The sequence below is a fragment of the Streptomyces sp. NPDC044719 genome (assembly GCF_056433405.1).
In genome coordinates, this window is sequence record NZ_JBWKHE010000007.1 from 445,246 (window position 1) to 464,409 (window position 19,164).

At 70.8% G+C, this 19,164-nt stretch carries 19 protein-coding genes; 8 read left to right on the top strand and 11 right to left on the bottom strand.

Annotation, left to right across the window (positions count from 1 at the left end):
* The first annotated feature begins 105 nt into the window (after nucleotides 1-105).
* Complete coding sequence (locus tag AC07DF_RS28720; protein WP_478977451.1) at nucleotides 106-705, top strand: TetR/AcrR family transcriptional regulator; 600 nt, start codon at nucleotides 106-108, stop codon at nucleotides 703-705.
* A gap of 97 nt (nucleotides 706-802) precedes the next feature.
* On the top strand, nucleotides 803-3,001 hold the full coding sequence (locus AC07DF_RS28725; RefSeq protein WP_478977454.1) for an MMPL family transporter: 2,199 nt from the start codon (nucleotides 803-805) through the stop codon (nucleotides 2,999-3,001).
* Between the two features lie 83 nt (nucleotides 3,002-3,084).
* Here the strand turns inward: AC07DF_RS28725 and AC07DF_RS28730 are convergent, their stop codons facing one another.
* Together AC07DF_RS28730 and AC07DF_RS28735 are read right to left on the bottom strand one after the other, a co-directional pair.
* Complete coding sequence (locus tag AC07DF_RS28730) at nucleotides 3,085-3,756, bottom strand: DUF4097 family beta strand repeat-containing protein (protein ID WP_478977457.1); 672 nt, start codon at nucleotides 3,754-3,756, stop codon at nucleotides 3,085-3,087.
* A 334-nt stretch (nucleotides 3,757-4,090) separates the two neighbouring features.
* Nucleotides 4,091-5,230 carry a glutathione-independent formaldehyde dehydrogenase gene (locus tag AC07DF_RS28735; protein ID WP_478977461.1) on the bottom strand — a complete coding sequence of 380 codons (1,140 nt, stop codon included), beginning with the start codon at nucleotides 5,228-5,230 and terminating at the stop codon, nucleotides 4,091-4,093.
* Nucleotides 5,231-5,332: 102 nt separating this feature from the next.
* Between AC07DF_RS28735 and AC07DF_RS28740 the strand changes: the two genes are divergently transcribed.
* From AC07DF_RS28740 to AC07DF_RS28755, 4 genes are all read left to right on the top strand, one after another.
* Nucleotides 5,333-5,518, top strand: coding sequence for a hypothetical protein (locus AC07DF_RS28740; protein ID WP_478977464.1), 186 nt, complete (start codon nucleotides 5,333-5,335; stop codon nucleotides 5,516-5,518).
* 44 nt (nucleotides 5,519-5,562) lie between these two features.
* Nucleotides 5,563-6,078: a YbaK/EbsC family protein gene (locus AC07DF_RS28745; protein ID WP_478977467.1), complete on the top strand. Its 516-nt coding sequence runs from the start codon at nucleotides 5,563-5,565 to the stop codon at nucleotides 6,076-6,078.
* The gene (locus tag AC07DF_RS28750) at nucleotides 6,075-6,920 is read left to right on the top strand and encodes an EamA family transporter (RefSeq protein WP_478977470.1); all 846 of its coding nucleotides are present in this window, start codon (nucleotides 6,075-6,077) and stop codon (nucleotides 6,918-6,920) included. Before AC07DF_RS28745 ends, AC07DF_RS28750 begins: the two co-directional genes overlap by 4 nt.
* Before the next feature lie 176 nt (nucleotides 6,921-7,096).
* Nucleotides 7,097-7,372 (top strand): DUF1876 domain-containing protein, encoded by a 276-nt coding sequence (locus AC07DF_RS28755; RefSeq protein WP_478977473.1) that lies wholly within the window; start codon nucleotides 7,097-7,099, stop codon nucleotides 7,370-7,372.
* Between the two features lie 23 nt (nucleotides 7,373-7,395).
* On the opposite strand, the gene AC07DF_RS28760 is transcribed toward AC07DF_RS28755, so the two are convergent.
* The 6 genes from AC07DF_RS28760 to AC07DF_RS28785 all read right to left on the bottom strand — a co-directional run bounded on the left by AC07DF_RS28760 (nucleotide 7,396) and on the right by AC07DF_RS28785 (nucleotide 12,229).
* On the bottom strand, nucleotides 7,396-8,559 hold the full coding sequence (locus AC07DF_RS28760) for a serine hydrolase domain-containing protein (protein ID WP_478977476.1): 1,164 nt from the start codon (nucleotides 8,557-8,559) through the stop codon (nucleotides 7,396-7,398).
* 42 nt (nucleotides 8,560-8,601) lie between these two features.
* Complete coding sequence (locus AC07DF_RS28765; RefSeq protein ID WP_478977479.1) at nucleotides 8,602-9,048, bottom strand: organic hydroperoxide resistance protein; 447 nt, start codon at nucleotides 9,046-9,048, stop codon at nucleotides 8,602-8,604.
* A 105-nt stretch (nucleotides 9,049-9,153) separates the two neighbouring features.
* Nucleotides 9,154-9,624: a MarR family winged helix-turn-helix transcriptional regulator gene (locus tag AC07DF_RS28770; protein ID WP_478977482.1), complete on the bottom strand. Its 471-nt coding sequence runs from the start codon at nucleotides 9,622-9,624 to the stop codon at nucleotides 9,154-9,156.
* Nucleotides 9,625-9,634: 10 nt separating this feature from the next.
* Entirely contained in the window at nucleotides 9,635-10,411 is a 777-nt protein-coding gene (locus AC07DF_RS28775) for an energy-coupling factor ABC transporter ATP-binding protein (protein WP_478977485.1), read from the bottom strand.
* Nucleotides 10,399-11,160 (bottom strand): cobalt ECF transporter T component CbiQ, encoded by a 762-nt coding sequence (gene cbiQ, locus AC07DF_RS28780; protein WP_478977488.1) that lies wholly within the window; start codon nucleotides 11,158-11,160, stop codon nucleotides 10,399-10,401. Before cbiQ ends, AC07DF_RS28775 begins: the two co-directional genes overlap by 13 nt.
* Before the next feature lies 1 nt (nucleotide 11,161).
* Entirely contained in the window at nucleotides 11,162-12,229 is a 1,068-nt protein-coding gene (locus tag AC07DF_RS28785; protein WP_478977491.1) for an energy-coupling factor ABC transporter permease, read from the bottom strand.
* A 179-nt stretch (nucleotides 12,230-12,408) separates the two neighbouring features.
* Between AC07DF_RS28785 and AC07DF_RS28790 the strand changes: the two genes are divergently transcribed.
* The gene (locus AC07DF_RS28790; RefSeq protein WP_478977494.1) at nucleotides 12,409-12,774 is read left to right on the top strand and encodes an SsgA family sporulation/cell division regulator; all 366 of its coding nucleotides are present in this window, start codon (nucleotides 12,409-12,411) and stop codon (nucleotides 12,772-12,774) included.
* A 9-nt stretch (nucleotides 12,775-12,783) separates the two neighbouring features.
* Here AC07DF_RS28790 and AC07DF_RS28795 read toward each other — a convergent pair whose 3' ends face one another.
* The 3 genes from AC07DF_RS28795 to AC07DF_RS28805 form a co-directional block, all read right to left on the bottom strand.
* On the bottom strand, nucleotides 12,784-14,454 hold the full coding sequence (locus AC07DF_RS28795) for a penicillin-binding transpeptidase domain-containing protein (RefSeq protein ID WP_478977497.1): 1,671 nt from the start codon (nucleotides 14,452-14,454) through the stop codon (nucleotides 12,784-12,786).
* Between the two features lie 97 nt (nucleotides 14,455-14,551).
* Nucleotides 14,552-16,183: a penicillin-binding transpeptidase domain-containing protein gene (locus tag AC07DF_RS28800; protein WP_478977500.1), complete on the bottom strand. Its 1,632-nt coding sequence runs from the start codon at nucleotides 16,181-16,183 to the stop codon at nucleotides 14,552-14,554.
* A gap of 133 nt (nucleotides 16,184-16,316) precedes the next feature.
* Complete coding sequence (locus AC07DF_RS28805; RefSeq protein ID WP_478977503.1) at nucleotides 16,317-18,062, bottom strand: dolichyl-phosphate-mannose--protein mannosyltransferase; 1,746 nt, start codon at nucleotides 18,060-18,062, stop codon at nucleotides 16,317-16,319.
* An 85-nt stretch (nucleotides 18,063-18,147) separates the two neighbouring features.
* Here AC07DF_RS28805 and rsmI point away from each other — a divergent pair, with 85 nt between their 5' ends.
* Nucleotides 18,148-18,993, top strand: a complete 846-nt coding sequence (gene rsmI / locus AC07DF_RS28810) for a 16S rRNA (cytidine(1402)-2'-O)-methyltransferase (protein ID WP_478977506.1) — start codon at nucleotides 18,148-18,150, stop codon at nucleotides 18,991-18,993.
* Nucleotides 18,994-19,164 lie beyond the last annotated feature (171 nt).

Consider the following 19,164-nt stretch of genomic DNA (forward strand, 5'->3'; position numbering starts at 1 on the left):
CCGCCGTGACCCAGCACACGTACGAAACGGTTTCGTTTCCATGAGCGGTGCGCTACATTCGTGACGTACGAAACCGTGTCGTTCGGAGTCAGGAAGGTGAGCGAGATGACTGAGGTCGCCGCCGCGCGTCGCAGTCGGATCACCCCCGAGCGTGAGGCCGAGCTCTACACGGCCGTGCTCGACCTGCTCCGCGAAGTCGGCTACGACGCCCTCACCATGGACGCCGTCGCCGCGCGCACCCGGTCCAGCAAGGCCACCCTCTACCGCCAGTGGGGCGGTAAGCCGGAGCTGGTGGCGAAGGCGATCCGGCACAACAAGCCGGGCAACATCGCCGACATCGACACCGGTTCCCTGCGGGGTGACCTGCACGCCCTCACCTCCCGTGAGGACGACTGCGCCATGCAGCAGAACGCCGCGCTGATGCGGGGCCTGTTCATGGCGGTGCACGCCAACCCCGACCTCCTCCAGGCGTTCAAGGAACTCCTCGTGGAGCCGGAGATGGCGGAGTTCCACCGGGTGGTGCAGCGGGCCGTCGACAGAGGCGAGGTCCGCGCCGACTGCCCGGCGCTGGACTACGTCGTCCACATGCTCATCGGCGCGTTCGCGACGCGCACGCTGATCGACGACCAGCCTCCGACGCAGCGGTTCCTCATATCGTACATCGACGCCGTGGTCCTCCCCGCCCTCGGCGTGCCCACCGAGTAGTCCCCCTCAGCCAGCCCTTACCTGACGTATCCGCTCACGTCGTCGGGCCGATCACCCCTGCCCTGACCACCCCACGACTGACCGGGAGTACGCCCTCGTGGCCACTTTCCTCTACAAACTCGGCCGGCTCTCGTTCCGGCGCCGGCATTTCGTCGCCCTGATATGGGTGGCCCTGCTGACCCTCGCCGGGGTCGGCGCGGCCAGCGCCCCCGCCGCGGGCAACAGCTCGTTCTCCATCCCAGGCACGGAGGCCCAGAAGGCCTTCGACCTGCTGGAACAGCGCTTCCCCGGCGCGAGCGCCGACGGAGCCACCGCACGCGTCGTCTTCAAGGCGCCGAGCGGCGAGAAGATGACCGACCCCGGCAACAAGGCGACGGTCCAGGAGACCGTCAAGGAGCTGGCCGACGGCTCCGAGGTCGCCCGCGTCACCGACCCGTACCAGGCGAAGGCCGTCAGCAAGGACGGCAGGATCGCGTACGCGCAGGTGTCGTACAAGGTCTCCGGCATGGAGCTGGAGGACTCCTCCCGCGACGCCCTTCAGGACAGCGCGCGGGACGCGCGCAAAAGCGGGCTGACCGTCGAGATCGGCGGTGACGCGCTCCAGACGGTCCCGCACACCGGCAGCAGCGAGATCATCGGCATCGCGGTCGCCGCGGTCGTCCTCGTCATCACCTTCGGCTCACTGGTCGCGGCCGGTCTGCCACTGCTGACGGCGCTCATCGGCGTGGGCATCGGCGTCTCCGCGATCACGGCCCTGGCCAGTGTGCTGGATCTGGGCTCGACGACCTCCACCCTGGCGATGATGATCGGCCTGGCGGTCGGCATCGACTACGCCCTGTTCATCGTCTCTCGCTACCGCGCTGAACTGGCCGAGGGCCGCGACCGCGAGGAGGCGGCGGGCCGGGCCACCGGCACCGCGGGCTCGGCGGTGGTCTTCGCGGGCCTGACGGTCGTGATCGCGCTGGTGGGTCTGTCGGTCGTCAATATCCCGATGCTGACGAAGATGGGCGTCGCCGCGGCGGGCACGGTGGCCATCGCGGTGCTGATCGCGCTGACCATGATCCCGGCGCTGCTCGGATACGCGGGCCGCAGGGTGAAGCCGATGGGGGAGAAGGGCAAGCGGTTCGGCCGGGCGCCGAAGAAGCCGGAGCGTCCCAACCTGGGCACGCGCTGGGCGAGCTTCGTCGTGCGCCGCCCGATCGCGGTGCTGCTGCTCGGTGTCATCGGCCTCGGCGCGGCGGCCGTCCCGGCGTCGAGCCTGGAACTGGGCCTGCCGGACGACGGCTCCCAGCCCACCTCCACCACCCAGCGCCGCGCCTACGACCTGCTGTCCGAGGGCTTCGGCCCCGGCTTCAACGGCCCACTGATGGTCGTCGTCGACGCGAAGGGCAGCGACGACCCGAAGGCGGCCTTCACACAGGTCGGCGACGAGATCAAGGGCCTGAAGGACGTCGTCACGGTGACGCCGCCGGCGCCCAACAAGGCCGGCGACACGGCCACCATCACCGTGATCCCGGGCTCCCAGCCGTCCTCCGTGACGACGGAGAACCTGGTGCACGGCATCCGCGACGCCGGCGCGGGCATCAAGGCCGACACGGACGCGAACGTCCTGGTCACCGGCAGCACGGCGATGAACATCGACGTCAGTGAGAAGCTCAACGACGCGCTGATCCCCTACCTGGTCCTGGTGGTCGGCCTGGCCTTCCTCCTCCTGATCGTGGTCTTCCGATCGATCCTGGTCCCGCTGAAGGCGGCCCTCGGCTTCCTGCTCTCGGTGATGGCCGCCCTCGGCGCGGTGGTCGCGGTCTTCCAGTGGGGCTGGCTGTCGGACCTGATGGGTGTGGAGCAGACGGGCCCGGTCATGTCGATGATGCCGATCTTCATGGTCGGCGTGGTCTTCGGCCTGGCGATGGACTACGAGGTGTTCCTGGTGACCCGGATGCGGGAGGCCTACGTCCACGGCGAGAAGCCGGGCCAGGCGATCGTGACGGGCTTCCGGCACGGCGCCCGGGTGGTGACGGCCGCGGCGGTCATCATGATGGCGGTCTTCGCCGGCTTCATCGGCTCGTCCGAGTCGATGGTCAAGATGATCGGCTTCGGCCTCGCCATCGCGGTCTTCTTCGACGCGTTCATCGTCCGCATGGCGATCGTCCCGGCCGTCCTGTCCCTCCTCGGCCGCAAGGCCTGGTGGCTGCCCAGGTGGCTGGACCGCGCGCTGCCCAACGTGGACGTCGAGGGCGAGGGCCTGCGCTCGGACTCCGACCGCGGGGACGACCGGGAGCTGGTACGCGCCTGACGCTCCGCTTTCTGTAGTGAAACCGGCCGGTGAGGGCTCCGTGGGAACGGGTGCCCCCACCGGCTTTTCCCTGCTCATCCCGCCTACAGGCTGCGGGCGGTGATGTCGCCGTAGGCGGTGGTCGCGCGGATGGTCAGGCCGGCGGCGGCGCCGTCGGCGTTCATCAGCGTGTTGTGGATCCGGCCGAAGCCGGTGCCGGCGTCCAGCGAGGCCGAGACGCCGCGGCCGGCGCCGACCGAGATCTCGCCGTGCTCGGTGCGCAGCTCGACCGTGCCGCCCAGGGCCTCGGCGACACGGATGTCGCCCTTCTGGGTGCTGATCTCCGCGGGCCCGCCCAGGCGGCCGACCGAGACGTCGCCGGCGAGGAGGGTGAGACGGGCGCCCTCGGTCTCGTCGAGCTTGACCGAGCCGTGCGCGCCCTCGAAGGCGACATCGCCGAGCCGTCCGACGCCCCGGAACTCGGAGCTGGCCGCCTTCGCCTCGACACGGGAGCCGGCGGGCAGCTGGACGGTCACCTCGACGGATCCGGAGTTGCCGAGGATCCGGTTCTTCGCCGGTGCGGCCTCGATCCGCAGGACACCGTCGCCGTATGCGACGGTGATCCGCTCCGCCGCCTTCACGTCGCGGCCGCTCGAGCTGTCCGCGGGCCGGATCTCGACGGTGGTGTCGGCCCGGTCGGCGGCGATGAACCGGACGTGCCCGGCCGGGATGTCGAGGACGGCGGAGACCGGGGCGGGGGTGGTGAACTTCTGCATCGTGCGCTCCTTCGGCTCTTCGTTTCTGATGAAGGAAACGCTACGTTGCGTTCATGAATCTGGCAATGCATCTGTTGCGCTTTAAGTGCGTAGTTGCAGGTGAAAGAAGGAATTTCATTGCAATGGCTTCTGATTTAACGCAACATGCTCTAGGCTTTCGTTGCAATGAAATGAAGGTGAACGCTATGCTGGAGGTCTTCACCACCGTCCTCATGGCCTCGGGCATGACGACGATGCCGGCCCGGGTGATGGCCTGCCTCACCCTGACCGGCATCGGCGGTCTCACGCGTTCCTGGACAGCCAGGGCCTCGTCCACCGGGAACGCGACCCCGTCTCAGGCGTGCGGATGCAGGACGACCTTGGTGTAGCCCTCGATCCGCTTGTCGAACTTGTCGTACGCCGACGGGGCCTGGTCGAGCGGCAGCTCGTGCGAGACGACGAAGCTCGGCTTCGCACGGTCCTCGATGATCATGTCGCGCAGGTGGCGGTTGTACCGCTTGACGTTGCACTGCCCGGTGCCCATGCGGAGCCCCTTCTCGAAGAGGCGCCCGATGGAGACCATCAGCATGCCCTGCTTGGCCTGCTCGTCCGGTCCGCCCGGGTCGCGCGGGACGTACAGACCGGGCACTCCGAGAGCACCCGTCGGCCTGACCGTGTCGACGAGCGAATTCAGTACGATCGCCGGTTCCTCGCGGTCCTCGCCCTGCGCCTGGGCCTGGTAGCCGACGGCGTCGACACCCTTGTCCGTGCCCTGGCCCTCGGTCTGGTCCTTGATCTGCTCGGCCGGATTGCCCTGCGTGAAATCGATCGGCACCGCGCCGATCTCCCGCGCCTTCTGCAGCCGCTCGGCCACCCGGTCGACCACGAACACCTTGCTCGCACCGCGCAGCATCGCCGAGTAGGCGGCCATCAGCCCGACCGGACCTCCGCCGTACACGGCGACGCTGTCACCGGGACGCACATCGGCCAGTTCGTTGCCGTGGTAGCCGGTCGGGAAGATGTCGGCGAGCAGGACGTAGTCCGTTTCCTTCTCGGTGCCCTCGGGGAGCTTGAGGCAGTTGAAGTCGGCGTACGGAACCCGTACGTACTCCGCCTGGCCCCCTGTATAAGGCCCCATCGCGACATAACCGTAGGCGCCGCCCGCGAAGCCCGGGTTCACCGTCAGGCAGAAGCCCGTGAAGCCCGCCGTGCAGTTCTTGCAGAAGCCGCAGGCCACGTTGAAGGGCATGACCACCCGGTCGCCGCGGCTGAGCGAGGTTACTCCCTCTCCTGTCTCCTCGATGACCCCGAGGTTCTCGTGGCCGAACACGATGCCCGGCTCGGCGGCGGTACGGCCCTCGTACATGTGCAGGTCGGAACCGCAGATCGCCGTCGACGTCACCCGCACGATCACATCGTTCGGGTGCTGGATGCGGGGATCCTCCACTTTCTCTATCGCTACCTCGAAGGGGCCCTTGTATACGACAGCCCTCATCGTCAGCACCTCCATCTGTGCCCTGGCTCATATACCAGGCTGGTACATGATGGGACGATTTGCACTCAGAGAAGACACTCGAAAGAAAAAGGACTGACTGCCTTGTCACGACGTATCGGAACACTGCTCGTATCGGTCTCCGGCCTGTCCGGCACGACCTACCCGGTGGGCACCCGTGTGGCCATCAGGGGCACCGGAGGATCCGTCGACGGCTTCGTCGACGGGGACTGGCTGCCGCTCGCGTGGTGGGAGTTCGCGGATGTCGCGCCGGGGGACGACGTGCGCTGAATCCCCCTCGCGTGCCCGATACACGGACCGCTAGCGTGCCCCCCATGACGACGACAGCCGCCACTGACGCCGATGGCTCCGGAGTACACCCCCTCTTCGCCCAGGCCCTGCGGGAACTGGGTCTCGACGAGGTCGTGCCGCTCGTCCGGCGCTTCCCGGAAGCCACCCGCACCGCAGCCGAGGCCGCCGCCGCTCTCGGGTGCGAGCTGAGCCAGATCTGCAAGTCGCTGATCTTCGCGGCGGACGGGGTGCCCGTGCTGGTGCTCATGGACGGGGCCTCCCGGGTCGACGTCGAGCTGGTGCGCAAGGAGCTCGGTGCGGACAAGGTCACCCGGGCCAAGGTCGAGGTCGTGCGGGAGACGACCGGCTATGCCATCGGCGGCGTGCCGCCCTTCGGGCACCGGACGAAGACGCGTGTGCTCGCCGACCGGTCCCTGCTCGGCCACGAGACCGTGTGGGCGGCGGCCGGGACGCCGTACACCGTGTTCCCCATGACGCCCCGCGACCTCGTCGCCCACGCCGGCGCCACCCTGGTGGACGTGCGCGAGAGCACCTCGTGACACCGCTGGTCACGGCAGCCGTGCTGCTCGCCGCCGTGACCCACGCAAGCTGGAACGCCATCGCGCACAAGATCACGGACAAGCTCGCCGGTTTCGCGCTCATCTCGGGCGGCGGGCTGCTCATCGGGCTGGCGCTCGCGCCGTTCGTGGCGTTCCCGGCAGCCGGGGCGTGGCCGTATCTGTTCCTCTCGGCCGCCATCCACATCGCCTACTACGCGCTGCTGATGAAGTCCTTCCGGCTGGGCGACTTCGGGCAGGCCTATCCCATCGCGCGCGGTACCGCGCCCCTCGTCGTGACCCTGCTCGCCGCGCTCTTCGCACACGAGGTGCCCGACGGGTGGGCCGCCGCCGGGATCGCCGTGTCGTGCGCGGGGCTGACCGGCGTCGCCCTGTGGGGGCTGCGCGGGCGCCGGCCCGACTGGGCGGCGATCGGGGCGGCCCTGGCGACCGGGCTGACGATCGCCGCGTACACCGTGGTGGACGGGCTGGGCGTGCGCGCGTCGGGCTCCTCGCTCGGGTACATCGCCTGGCTGATGGCCGTGCAAGGGGTCGTCATCCCTGCCTACGCCCTGAGTCGCCTGCGCGGGCGGACCGTCGCCCTGCTGCGGCCGTTCGCCGGGATCGGTCTCATCGGGGCCGCCCTCTCCGTCGCCGCCTACGCCCTCGTCCTGTGGGCCCAGACCAAGGCCGAGCTCGCGCCCATCGCCGCCCTGCGCGAGTCGTCGATCATCGTGGGCGCGGCGATCGGGGCCGTGTTCTTCAAGGAGCGGTTCGGCGTTCCGAGGATCGCGGCGGCCGGGCTGCTCGTCGTCGGGATCGGGTTGATGCTGCACGCGGGATAGACGCGTCGGGACGGGTGCGTCCGGCCGGTGCGAGGAGCACCCTGGAACCAGGGCCTGTCGTTCGGATCAGGTCGCAGAGAATCGGCGGCACCTTGTCAGCGCCGGTGCGCGTGCCAGGCCCCGCGTCTGCGGCGTGATCCGAACGACAGGCCATGGGTCTTCCGGAGGTGATCGTCATGATGCACACCCGAGCGGGATGGCACGTCGAGATGGAGTTCATGGAGGACGACCAGCACACGCGCGCGGTCGCCATGGTCCGGCTGCCCGACGGCGCCGAGGTACGGGCGCACGGGGCGGCCAGCCGGCACCGGTCCGACGTCAACCAGCCCAGGGTCGGAGAGGAGATCGCCGGGGCCCGGGCGCTCAACGAACTCGCCATGCAGTTGCTGACCAAAGCCCATGAGGAGATCGACCAGGCCTCCGGGCGGGTCTCCCACCCGATCCACGTCTAGCGCCAGCAGGCCGATCGGGAGTCTCAGGCCCCGAGGGACTGCCGTACGGCCCGCACCAGCCCCTGCGCCCGCGGATCCGCCGTGACCGTCTTGCGGAAGCCGTTCGTGACGTAGCCGAAGGCGATCCCGGACTCCGGGTCCGCGAAGCCCAGGGCGCCGCCCCGGCCCGGGTGGCCGAAGGAGCCCGGGGCCAGGAAGGGCGAGGCGCTGCCGTGCAGCATGTAGCCGAGGCCGAAGCGGGTGCCGACCACCAGGACACGGTCGGGGCCCGCCGACTCCTCGGCCCGGGCCAGCTCGACCGTCTCCGGCGTGAAGAGGCGTGCGGCGCCGGCCGTGTCGCCGATCAGCGTCGCGTAGAAGCGGGCCAGTCCGTCCGCCGTCGCGATGGCGTTGGTCGCGGGCAGGGCCGCCGCGCGGTAGGCGGGGTCGTTCTGGTCCGGGAACGGGGTGATCGCCGCGAAGGCCCGGCGGGTGAGGGAGGCCGGGTCCTCGTAGGCCTCGGTGACCGAGCGCTTCGGGCGGGCGCGCAGGCCCCCGGCCGGCTCGGGGCCCTCGACGCGGCCCGCGCGTCCCACCCGGTGGGCCGCCGCCTCGGGCAGGCCCAGCCAGAGGTCCAGGCCCAGCGGGCCGGTGATCTGTGCCGCGAGCCACTCGCCCGCGCCCTGCCCGGTCACGCGCCGCACCAGTTCGTCGAGCATCCAGCCGTAGGTGAGCGCGTGGTAGCCGTGGTCGGTGCCGGGCTCCCACGCGGGGGCCTGGGCGGCGACCGCCTCGGGTCCCCGCAGCGGGTCGAGGGCCTGCTCGGGGGTGAGGGGGTGGTCCAGGACCGGCAGGCCGGCCCGGTGGTTCAGGACGTGCCGGACCAGCACCCGCTCCTTGCCCCGCGCCTTGAACTCCGGCCAGTAGTGGCCCACCGGCGCGTCCAGGTCCAACTGCCCGCGCTGGTGCAGCAGCAGGAGTACGGCGGCGGCGACGCCCTTCGTCGCCGAGCGCACGACCTGGGCGGTGCCGTGCTCCCAGGGGGTCGTGCCGTCGACGTCCTTCGTGCCGGCCCACAGGTCGACGACCTGCTGCCCGTCCCGGTGGACGGCGACCGCGGCGCCCCGCTCGCCGAGCGTCTCGAAGTTCCGTACGAACGCTTCCCTGACCGGCTCGAAGCCTTCGGCGACCGTGCCGTTCACATCCACGTCCGTACTCCTCGTCCTGCTGCGCCGCTGCGGTGCTCCCCCTTAGCCAAGCAGGATGGTCACGTCGATGTTCCCGCGGGTCGCGTTCGAGTACGGGCAGATCTCGTGGGCCGCGTCCACCAGCTTGGTCGCGAGGTCGGGGTCGACGACCGGGAGGGAGACGCTCAGGGCGACCGCGAGGCCGTAGCCGTGCTGCGCGTTGGGGCCGATGCCGACCTTCGCGGCGACGGTGGAGCCGGTCAGGTCGTAGCCCTCGCGATTGCCGACCAGGATCAGGGCGTTGTGGAAGCAGGAGCTGTAGCCGGCCGCGAACAGCTGTTCCGGGTTGGTGCCGTTCCCGTCGCCGCCGAGCTGCGGGGGCATCGCGACCTTGAGGTCGATCTGACCGTCCTGGCTGGTGACGTAGCCCTCACGGCCGCCGTGGGCGGTGGCCTCGGCGACGTACATGATCTTCGTCGGGCGGCTGTCGACGGCGGTGCCGTCAGTCATGCTGTCCTCCCCCGGAAACAAGTGTGCACAAACACATCGTGCACAAGGTACTGGCCGGTAACAGGCCTGCGCCACCAGGGGGTGGCAACCCGGGGTAACCCGCGATCAGCGGGCCCGGTCGGCGGCCGAATCCGCCTTCTCGGCCAACTGCCACAGCTCCTCGCGGAGCCGCGCGATCTCCGTGCCGTCCAGGCCCGTCGCCGTGAGCAGGGCGCCGGGCACGCACGTCGCGCGCTCCCGGAGTTCCTCACCGCGCCCGGTCACGGCCACGAGCACCGACCGTTCGTCCCGCGCCGACCGTTCACGCCGCAGCAGACCCGCCGCCTCCAGCCGCTTGAGCAGCGGCGAGACCGTGCCGTAGTCGAGGCGCAGGGTCGCGGCCAGGTCCTTGACCGTGGTCTCGCCGCGCTCCCAGAGGACCAGCAGCACGAGGTACTGGGGATAGGTGAGGCCGAGTTCGTCGAGGAGCGGACGGTACGCGGCCGTCACCGCGCGCTGGGCGGCGTACAGCGCGAAGCACAGCTGATCGTCCAGCAGCAGTGAAGCATCCCCGCTCGGGGGCTTCTCGTTCGTCACGCGCCCATTGTCACGGACGGGCCGGAGCGGCCGGCACGGAACGCGGATCGAAGCCGAACGGCAGCTCCAGCCGGTGGGCGCGCATCAGCTCCTCGTCACGCAGCAGTTCGCCGGTCGGGCCGTCCGCGGCGATCACGCCCTCGCTGAGGACCAGGGCGCGCGGGCACAACTCCAGGGCGTAGGGGAGGTCGTGCGTGACCATCAGGACCGTCACGTCCAGCGAGCGCAGGATGTCGGCCAGTTCGCGGCGGGAGGCGGGGTCGAGGTTGGAGGAGGGCTCGTCGAGGACGAGGATCTCCGGCTCCATCGCCAGGACCGTCGCCACAGCCACCCGGCGGCGCTGCCCGAAGGAGAGGTGGTGCGGCGGCCGCTCCTTGAAGTCCGCCATGCCGACCCGCTCCAGGGCCCGGTCCACGCGCTCCTCCAGCTCCGGCCCCTTCAGCCCGGCCGCAGCGGGCCCGAACGCCACGTCCTCCCGGACGGTCGGCATGAAGAGCTGGTCGTCCGGGTCCTGGAAGACGATGCCGACCCGGCGCCGGATCTCGGCCATGTGCTGCTTGCCGACGGGCAGCCCGGCCACCTTCACCGTGCCCGTGCCGCCGGTCAGGATGCCGTTGAGATGCAGCACGAGGGTCGTCTTGCCGGCGCCGTTCGGCCCGAGCAGCGCGACCCGCTCACCGCGCGCGATCGAGAAGTCGACGCCGAAGAGGGCCTGGTGCCCGTCGGGATAGGCGAAGGCCAGTCCGGCCACGTCGAGGGAAGGGGTCACATCAGTCACAGGGACCATCCCAGCAGACAGACGACGAGGGCCGCGCCCGGGAGGGCCAGGGCGTACGACCACTGCGCCCGGGACGCGGTCACCTCGTCGATGACCGGCATGGCACCGGCGTAGCCGCGGCTGACCATGGCCAGATGCACGCGTTCGCCACGCTCGTAGGAGCGGATGAACAGCGCGCCGGCGGACTTGGCGAGCACGCCCCAGTGCCGGACGCCCTTCGCCTCGAAGCCGCGGGACTCCCGGGCGATCCGCATGCGCCGCATCTCGTCGGCGATGACGTCGCCGTAGCGGACCATGAACGACGCGATCTGCACCAGGAGCGGCGGGAGCTTGAGGCGCTGCAGGCCGAGGAGCAGTTCGCGCAGGTCGGTGGTGGCGGCGAGGAGCACGGAGGCGGCGACACCGAGCGTGCCCTTGGCGAGCACGTTCCAGGCGCCCCACAGGCCGTTGACGCTCAGGGACAGCCCCAGGACGTCGACCCGCTCGCCCTCCGCCACGAACGGCATGAGCACCGCGAACGCCACGAACGGCACCTCGATCAGCAGCCGCCGGAGCAGGAACCCGGCGGGCACGCGCGCGACGCCCGCGACGACGCCCAGCAGCACGGCGTACCCCCCGAACGCCCACATCGCCTCGCGCGGCGTCGACACCACGACCAGCACGAAGGCGAACACCGCGGCGAGCTTGGTGTGCGGCGGCAGGGCGTGCACGGGCGAGTGCCCGTGCCGGTAGAGCTTGTGCCCGTGACCCGCACCCACGTCAGACGCCCGTGCTGCTCGTCGCGTCCGTCGTGTTCGACGGGGAGGTGTCGTCCGTACGGCGACGGCGCACCGCCCAGAAGATCCCGCTGCCCGCGGCGACCGTGGCACCCACGCCGATGACGCCCGCCAGCCCCCCGGACAGCCGGGCGTCGTCGACGTCCTTGACGCCGTAGTCGGCGAGCGGGGAGTCGGCCGCGGTGTGCTCCTCGGCCTTCTTGTCGATGCCGTGGTCGGTGGCGACCTTTTCCAGGCCGTCCGGGTCGGCCGAGGCGTAGAAGCTGACGAATCCGGCCAGGAGGAGGGAAGCGACCAGGCCCGCGGCCCACACCCGGCGGTGCGAGGTCCGGGCGGCCACGGGGGCGGGCTCGGCGCCGGGCGCGTCGACCAGTTCGCCGTGCACCCGCAGCTTGAGCTTCCGCGTGAGGCCGCGCGCCCCGTAGACCAGGTCCGGGCGTACGGCGATCACCGCGCCGACGGTCAGCGCGGTGATCGCGGCCTCGCCGATGCCGATCAGGAGGTGCACGCCGACCATGGCGGTGGCGACCTTGCCGATCGACACGTCGGCGGTGCCGCCGATCGCGTACATGAGCGTGAAGGCCAGCGCGGCGGCCGGGACGGAGACGAGGGCGGCGACGAAGGATGCCGCGGTGATCGACCGGCGGGTGCGGGGGAGCACCTTCACCAGGCCGCGGAAGAGGGCGTAGGCGACGACCGTCGTGACGATCGCCATGTTGGTGATGTTCACGCCGAGCGCGGTCAGGCCGCCGTCCGCGAAGAGCAGGCCCTGCATCAGCAGGACGACGGAGACGCACAGGACCCCTGTGAAGGGGCCTACCAGGATCGCGGCGAGCGCGCCCCCGAGCAGATGGCCGCTGGTGCCGGCCGCCACGGGGAAGTTGAGCATCTGCACCGCGAAGATGAACGCCGCCACGAGGCCGGCCAGCGGGGCGGTGCGCTCGTCGAGTTCGCGCCGCGCGCCGCGCAGGCTCACGGCGATGGCGCCCGCGGCGATCACACCGGTGGCGGCGGAGGTGGGGGCGTCGATGAATCCGTCAGGTACATGCACGCTTCGATGATGTGGCTTGATGCGAACGGTTTGCAAGAGCGTGACGCTTGTCTTATCTCACCCGCGATGTCGCCGCGATATGTCCGGGCCCCGAGGGCGCAATCCGGAAAATATGCGACATTGGAGATAAGTGGACGCACAGTCTCCACACAGCTGACGCACGGTGAAGGGGCCGTCCGATGTCCGTAGTCGAGCAGTACGCGCGAGCCCACATCGTCACGGACGCGGCCGTCCCGTTGATCGATGAGCTGGAGGCGGTTCCGGTCACTCTGCGGTACGACCCCGACCGGGATCCCCGGTCGGTGGGCATCAAGCTTCCCGGGCCCGGGGCGAGCGAGTGGACCTTCGGCCGTGAGCTGCTGGAGGAGGGGCTGCGGGCCCCCGCGGGCAGCGGCGAGGTGCGGGTGTGGCCGTGCGGCCGGGTGCAGGCCGTGGTGGAGTTCCACTCCGCGCAGGGAGTGCTGGTGGTGCAGTTCGAACGGCAGGCGCTGCTGCGGTTCCTGCGGCGGACCTACATGGCCGCCGCGGAACCGGTCACCCACTGACCTCGCGGGTCAGCCCCCCGCCTTCAGCAGCGCCGCCACGATCGGCCCGGCCGTCTCGCCGCCGTGCCCGCCCTGCTGGACGACGCCCGCGGCCGCCAGATCACCCCGGTAGGCGGTGAACCAGCCGTTCGGCTTCTTCTGCCCGTCGACCTCGGCCGACCCCGTCTTGGCGCCGACATCGCCGCTGACCCCGGACATCGCCTCCGCCGCCGTCCCGGCCGCGGCCGTGTACGACATCAGCTCACGCAGCTGGGAGGCCGTACCCGCCGGCATCGGGCGCGCGGCCTTGGCGAGCTTGCGCCCGTCCACGTCGGGGGAGACCAGGTACGGCTGGTGGAAGGTGCCGGTCTTGACCGTCGCCGACACCGACGCCATGTTCAGCGGGTTCATCCGGACCCCGCCCTGCCCGATCAGCGAGGCCCCCATCTGGGCCGCCGACTGCACCGGCACCGCGCCGTCGAAGGACGGCACACCGATCGCCCAGTTGTTCAGCCCCAGGCCGAAGACCTGCTGGGCCTCCTTGGTCAGGTCGTCGTCCTTGAGCTTCGGCGCCTGGCTGATGAAGGCCGTGTTGCAGGAGCGGGCGAAGCTCGCCTTGAACGTGCCGTCCTTGATCTCGAACTTGTCGTCGTTCTGGAACTTCCAGTGCCCGTACGTGAAGTACTTCGGGCACGGGTGCTTCTTGTCCGCCGAGGCCAGGCCCTTGTCCAGCAGCAGCGAGGCGGTGATGACCTTCATCGTGGAGCCGGGCGCCAGCGAGCCCTGGAAGGCGGTGTTGAAGCCCGGCGAGGCGTTGGCGGCGGCCAGGATCTCACCGGTCGAGGCCCGCATGACGGCCACCGAGGACTTGGCCTTCTTCGCGACCTGCTTCTCGGCCGCCGCCTGGAGGGCGGGGTCCAGCGTGGTCTTCACCGTGCCGGGCGTGCCCTTGCTCAGCTCCAGCAGCGTCTTGTCGGAGAGGTCGTCCGACTTGGCGGACTTCCCGCGCACGACCCGCAGCTCGATGCCGGCCTTGCCGCCGGCCTCCTTGCCGTACTTCTCGCGCAGGCCGTCCAGCACCGGGCCGAGCGAGGCGAACTTCTGCTTGGTCAGTTCGCCCCCGTCCCGGTCGAGCGCCTTGACCGGAGGCGTGCCCGCCTCGCCGGTGACCAGCTTGTCGCCGTCCTTCAGATCCGGGTGGACGACCGCCGAGTGCCAGTCCACCAGCGGCTTTCCGTCGCTGGTGCGGCGGACGACGGTCAGCGCGCTCTCGTAGGCCAGCGGCTTCTCGGTGTTCTTGTACGCCACCGTGCCCTTGACGGAGAACGGCACCTTGTCACCGGTGGGCTTGCCCGGGGTGAGGGTGACGTCCTTGATCCGGGCGTCCTTGGTGTAGCCGGTGAGCAGGGCCGTCGCCGCGGCCGCCTCGTCGGTGGCCGCGGCGGCCTGCGGGACCTTCCCGGACTGCCAGGCGGTGAGGAAGGCACGGGCGGTGGTGGTGACCTCGGCCGCCGACAGGGGGCCCGTCTTCACCTTGGGCTTCTCGTCCGATGATGCCCGGGTACCGTCGTCGGCTGCCGCGCCGCCGCCGAACAGCGCGTAGGCGCCGAACCCGGCGCCACCGACGACCACGGCGATCACCCCGCCGATCACGGCGGGTCTCGTCTTCCGTCGCTCGGCGACGCGCCTTCTGTTGCCCACTGCTAGTCCGTTCCTCCGCGAATCCCCAGGGTCCCCGTTGCCCTCAGCTGTCCCAACGACGCCCACCACCCTAGGGTCCCGTCCCGCGTGGGTGAGATCAGCCACCCGTTCGTAGCACGGCTGCGACAATCGGCCCGGCCGCGTCGCCGCCGTGACCGCCCTCCTCGGTCATGGCCGCCGCCGCGATGTCGCCCCGGAATCCGGTGAACCAGCTGTTGGACTTGGCGTTGCCGTCGACCTCCGCGGAACCGGTCTTGGCGCCGATGTCGCCGCCCAGCCCTCGCATGGCCTGCGTGGCGGTGCCCTGCGTGGCGGTGAGCCGCATCATCTGCTTCAACTGGGCGGCGGTGCCGGCCCGCAGGCCCTCGGCCCGCGCCAACTCCCTGCCGTCCAGGTCCGGCGACACCAGGTAGGGCTGGCGGAAGCTGCCGGTGATCGCGGTCGCGGTCACCGAGGCCATGTTCAGCGGGCTCATCTGGACCTGCCCCTGCCCGATGGCGCCGGCCGCCCGGTCCGGTCCGCCGACCGCGGGAACGCTGCCGTCGAAGGAGACGATGCCGGTCTTCCAGTTGTCCTGCCCGAGACCGAAGCGCCGCTCGGCCTCCTGCGCCAGCGAGGCGTCCGTGAGCGGCTTCTCGTCGATGAGCTTGATGAAGGCGGTGTTGCAGGACCGCATGAAGCTGTTGGCGAGCGTGGCGTTCTCGTCGGGCTTCATGCCGGTGAGGTTCTTGAAGGTCTGGCTCTGCCACACGGCGGTGTCCGGGCAGGGCGCCGGGCCGTTCATCGAGGTCACGCCGTTGTCGATGAGCATCGCGGCGGTGACGATCTTCATCGTGGAGCCGGGGGCCGCCTGCGCCTCGAAGGCCGCGTTGAAGCCGTCCGTACGGTTGTTGGCCACCGCCAGGACCTCACCGGTGCTGGGCTTGACGGCCACCACCGACGACTGGGCGAACCGCTTGACCGCCTTCTCGGCCGCCGCCTGCGCGCCCGGGCTGATCGTGGTGGTCAGCTTGCCCGGCTTGCCCTTGGCGAGGGTGAGCAGCGGGGTGTCGGCGACGCCCTCGCCGGCGTGCCGGATCACCAGCTCGACGCCGGGTGTGCCGCCGGCCTCCTTGCCGTACTTGGCACGCAGGGCGTCCAGGACCGGGCCGAGGGAGGGGTACTTCTCCTTCGTCAGCTCGGTGCCGTCACGGCCGACGGCCTCGATCGGCGGATTGGCCGACTTCTCCGTGACGAGCGTGTCGTCCTTCTTCAGCCCGGGGTGGACGACGGCGGGCTGCCAGTCGACCAGGGCCCGCCCGGTGGTGAGGCCGCGCACGACCTTCAGCTCGCTCTTGTAGCCGAGCGGCTCGGACTTCCCGTCGTGGGCCACCTCGGCCTTCACCGTGTACGGCACGGTGGTGCCGCGCGCCGTACCGGGCGTGATCTTCACGTCGGTGATGTGCGCGTCGTCCCCGAAGGCGGTGAGCAGCCGCTCGGCGGCCGCGTCGTTGTTCGTGTACGACGCCGCCGTCGCTGCCTCACCCTTCTCCCACGCCGCGAAGAACTTGGCGGTGGTCTCCTCGACCTCGTCCTTGCCGGGTGGCCCCGACTTCTGCTCCGCGGCCACCCCGCTCGTGCCCCCGTCGCCGGTCAGCGCGCTCACGATGTTGAAGGCGCCGTACCCGGCCCCGCCCACCATCACCGCGAACACGCCGCCTATGACAGCGACCTTGACCCCCTTGGCCATCAGGCCGTCCTCTCCCCGTTCGAGCCTCCACACGCTCCGTTGAACGTGTTCAGAAAGCTCGATCCCGGGAGCACTCTATGGGGAAGCGGTTACCACAGGGACGGACGTTTTCGATTCTTGACCGAAACGTGCGTCAGACCCAGGTATCCAGCCACATCCTGGCCCGCCAGTCGTCTATGGGGATGGCGGTGCCCGTGTACAGGGGCCAGAAGTAGATGAAGTTCCAGGCGATCAGCAGGACCAGGACGCCCGCGCCCGTGGCGCCCGCGACGCGGCGGGTGTCGGAGGAGCGGGGCGGGCCGACGATCGCGCCGAGGAGCATCGCCACCGCCAGGCACAGGAACGGCAGGAAGACGACGGCGTAGAAGAAGAAGATCGTGCGCTCCTGGTACATGAACCAGGGCAGATAGCCGGCCGCGATGCCGCAGGCGATGGCGCCGGCGCGCCAGTCGCGGCGCAGCAGCCAGCGCCACAGGACGTAGAGGAGCGCGAAGCAGGCGACCCACCACAGCAGTGGCGTGCCGAGGGCGAGCACCTCGCTGGCGCACTTACCGCCCGCGTCGGCCGGGCAGCCGCCCTTGCCGGGTGTCGGGGACTCGTAGAAGTACGACACGGGGCGGCCCAGGACGAGCCAGCTCCACGGGTTGGACTGGTAGGTGTGCGGCGAGGACAGGCCGACGTGGAACTCGTACACCTGGTGCTCGTAGTGCCACAGGCTGCGCAGCCAGTCGGGCAGGAACGTCCAGCTGCCGCCCTTGCCGCTTGTCGCGGCCCAGTTGCGGTAGTAGCCGCCGGAGCCGTCGGTGGCGGAGAGGATCCAGCCGGTCCAGGCCAGGACGTAGGTGACGACGGCGACCGGGACCGTGGCGAGGAACGCGAGGCCCAGGTCGCGCTTGAGTACCGCCGCATACGGGTGCCGGGCGCCGGCCACCCGGCGAGAGGCGACGTCCCACAGGACCGCCATCACGCAGAACGCGGCCAGGATGTAGAGGCCGTTCCACTTCGTGCCGATGGCCAGACCCAGCATCAGACCCGCCGCCCAGCGCCAGGGACGCCATCCCAGCCGGGCCGTCTCGGCCGTGTGCCGGTCGGGCCTGACCCGGCCGTCGGCGTCCACCGGGAGCGCGGCGGCGAGTTTCTCGCGGGCCTTGTCGCGGTCGACGAGCAGGCAGCCGAACGCGGCCAGCACGAAGAACATCAGCACGCCGTCGAGCAGCGCCGTGCGGCTCATCACGAAGTGCAGGCCGTCCACCGCCATCAGCGCGCCCGCCAGACAGCCCAGGAAGGTGGAGCGGAACAGCCGGCGGCCGATCCGGCACAGCAGCAGCACGGAGAGCGTGCCGAGCACCGCCGTCATGAAGCGCCAGCCGAAGGGGTCGAAGCCGAACAGCAGCTCGCCGATCCCGATGACGTACTTGCCGACCGGCGGGTGCACGACGTACGCCGCGTCCGTCGGGATCGTGACGTGCCCGCCCGACAGGATCAGATCGTTGGCGTTCTTGTCCCAGTTGACCTCGAACCCGCGGTGGACCAGACCCCACGCGTCCTTGGCGTAGTACGTCTCGTCGAATATCACCGCCTTGGGGTTGCCCAGGTTCCAGAACCGCAGCATGCCCGCCAGCAGCGTCACGAGCAGCGGGCCGATCCAGGCCGACCAGCGCACCAGCCGTCCCGCCAGGGTGTGCGGGACGCCGAGCGCCGCCCACAGCCGCGGGCTCGGCTCGGTGTACGGCGGTACCAGGCGGTCACGGACGTCGCGGGCGTCGCTTCTGGGCTGCCCCTGGTAGCCGAAGCGGCGCAGCCGCTGCTGCCAGGACGGCCGCTGCTCGAGCGGCGCCTGGCCCTGCCGGGTGTCCGTGGAGGACGCGGTACTGGTCACCGCGCCATCGTAGGGAACCGTTCTGTGTGAGTCCCGTGCATGGCCGGTATGCGTCCGCATCCTCCGCCCCTGGGAGGATGGTGAGGTGACTGGAATCCTCGTACTCGCAGGCACCCCCATCGGCGACATCGCGGACGCCCCGCCCCGGCTCGCCGACGAATTGGCCGGGGCCGATGTCGTCGCCGCCGAGGACACGCGGCGGCTGCGGCGGCTCACCCAGGCGCTGGGGGTCACACCCAAGGGGCGGGTGGTGTCGTACTTCGAGGGCAACGAGGCCGCGCGGACGCCCGAGCTGGTCGAGGAGCTGGCGGGCGGGGCGCGGGTGCTCTTGGTCACGGACGCGGGGATGCCGTCGGTGTCGGACCCCGGGTACCGGCTGGTCGCGGCCGCCGTCGAGCGGGACATACGGGTCACCGTCGTGCCCGGGCCGTCCGCCGTGCTCACCGCGCTCGCGCTGTCGGGGCTGCCCGTCGACCGGTTCTGCTTCGAGGGGTTCCTGCCGCGCAAGGCGGGGGAGCGGCTGGGGCGGCTGCGGGAGGTGGCCGGGGAGCGGCGCACCCTCGTGTACTTCGAGGCTCCGCACCGGCTCGACGACACGCTGGCGGCGATGGCCGAGGTGTTCGGCACGGAGCGGCGGGCCGCGGTGTGCCGGGAGCTGACCAAGACGTACGAGGAGGTTCGGCGGGGCGGGCTGGGGGAGCTTGCCGCGTGGGCCGCGGACGGGGTGCGCGGGGAGATCACCGTGGTGGTGGAGGGGGCGCCGGCGCCTGGGGCGGAGGACGTCGGGCCCGAGGAGCTGGTGCGGAGGGTCCGGGTGCGGGAGGAGGCGGGGGAGCGGCGCAAGGAGGCGATCGCCGCGGTCGCGGTGGAGGCCGGGGTGCCGAAGCGGGTGGTGTTCGATGCCGTTGTCGCCGCGAAGAATTCCGGCTGACGGTTGTCTGTGGCTGGTCGCGCAGTTCCCCGCGCCCCTTCGGGGCGCGTCCGTGCGCCCCATGGGTGGGCAAAAGCGCCCCGGTCCTGGGGCAAGGAACGCCCAAATCGGCGCCAATAGTCGACAGGTCTGCTGCCTTCGGTCCGGCTGAGGAGTCCACTGGGTTGCGGG